This is a genomic window from Vibrio aestuarianus, assembly GCF_012395185.1.
Classification (GTDB): domain Bacteria; phylum Pseudomonadota; class Gammaproteobacteria; order Enterobacterales; family Vibrionaceae; genus Vibrio; species Vibrio aestuarianus.
This window is the reverse complement of sequence record NZ_JAAZTU010000092.1, coordinates 1-1740: the sequence shown is the minus strand read 5'-3', so window position 1 is coordinate 1740 and position 1740 is coordinate 1. Positions and strand designations below refer to the sequence as shown.

The 1740-nt window shown below is 37.8% G+C and carries 1 protein-coding gene; it reads left to right on the top strand.

Translation table 11 applies throughout. The annotated features are described in order from the left end of the window. The first annotated feature begins 307 nt into the window (after nt 1-307). Entirely contained in the window at nt 308-1600 is a 1293-nt protein-coding gene (locus HGG78_RS18700; protein ID WP_172533812.1) for a hypothetical protein, read from the top strand. Nucleotides 1601-1740: the final 140 nt, after the last annotated feature.

The window sequence follows — 1740 nt, the reverse complement described above, 5'->3', positions numbered from 1 at the left end:
CAATATACCCTTTCTATTTGAAGTTGCAGCGGTGTTGGTTACGTTCGATCACCCCAATCACATAGTTGATCTATGCTCATGGGGATGAACTCACTTGCCGCCTACCTGCAACTTCAAGTTGTTTGGGTATATATATCAGAATTTTTCACTATGTTGATGAGATGATTGGCTTATGATTATGTGCTCAATGGTGCATATTTGTGGGGTTCAGAATATAGCACTTGTGTGCTTCAATTATGGTGTGAGATGAAATTATCATACTGGATTAATTACTAGCCAGACCACTAATCTAAATTACAGATGATTTATGCGGAAAACAACATCATTCACCGATGTAAGACAAACCGAAGAATATAGAAAACAACTAGGCAATCGCGAGAACCGACTTGCATGGAAATGCAAAAGTGTGAGAAAGGGTGTTCGCAAGGTAGAAACGAAGCTAACCAACTATAATTACAAGTATAGGAACGGAGCAACAACTCATCCACCTGTTACTGGTTATTTTAAATCGGGGCCGACAATAACATTCCTTACATTAATGCAATTAATTGCACCTTTACAAAACAAAGTGCCTTTACAACCAGCATATAAACAGTCCGTTGCTCCTTCAGAAAATTTACAATTAACCAATACAATGCCAACCAGTATCGATGCCACCTTAGATGAGAGCAACCATCCAATCTCAGTTGGAGTAGTAGATAAAAATCATTTTTTAGAAAACGCTAATAAAATAGAAGATAATAAAAAATTATCTAGCCCAATAAAAGAGTTAACAGCGGCTTTCGGTAGTATGCAGGGTTCGGTTGAAAGGGAATACGGCTTACAGACTAAAAATAGACGCAAGCGAGAACTGTTTCCTGATACAACATCGGTATTAGGGAATACTGATGAGGCTGTAGAGAGTTCCGTAATATCAAAACTGCCAGAGCAGGACAAGCGAACAAAAATTTTGTTCAACACAGAAATCATCAAAAAAGATCTTCACTATTTAAAAAGCATTAAATCATCGAGGCTCCCCTATGTTGCAGTTAAACATGAACTGATCGAAATTCATTCTCGGATGAGGGTATTTGAAAAATATTTAATTCAAAGTTATGGTGCTAACGTAAGTCGCTTTACCTTAAATCAAAGGATTCTTAGACGGTATGTTCATTCTAATGAGCGTAATAGAGTCGTTTCTTATTTGATATCTTGGGGAGGATGGATTAGGCATAAATCAAAACAGATGATGGGTATCCGTGACCTTAGAGCAGCTGCGACGGAAGCATGGTGGCAGAAACTCGATGATGATGAGAATCATGAAGATTTTCGTCGAGTCAAAAAAAGATTTGATCGGATAGTTCGCTATATGCCTGAAGGGTACAGGCTATCAATATATGACCCAATTTTTCTTGGTGACCAGTTCGATTCATGGTACGTCATGATAAAGGGTGAAGAATTTACACCGTCAGTATACGATTGGCCTGATAGCATTCGTATAGCGCATGATTTTAGACTTCGATACCTTCTTAAGCAAAGTCGTGATTGTGCGCAAATGCCAAGGAAAATCTTTTATAAGCTAATGGATATAGGTCTTCAGCTGCTTCTTATATACATCTAAAAAAAAAACACCTACTCCTGCTTTACTATTCCTCCTCTATCAACACTACACCTTTGTCCTTAATGTGCTACTTTTTTATTAATCTATTCCTCCTATTTCGATTTTCCCTTACTTCCTCTCCTTCTTTCACCTTTTTCACA

Excerpts from the sequence above, each read along its gene's own strand:
- HGG78_RS18700 (WP_172533812.1), top strand. The coding sequence starts at position 308 with ATGCGGAAAACAACATCATTCACCGATGTAAGACAAACCGAAGAATAT.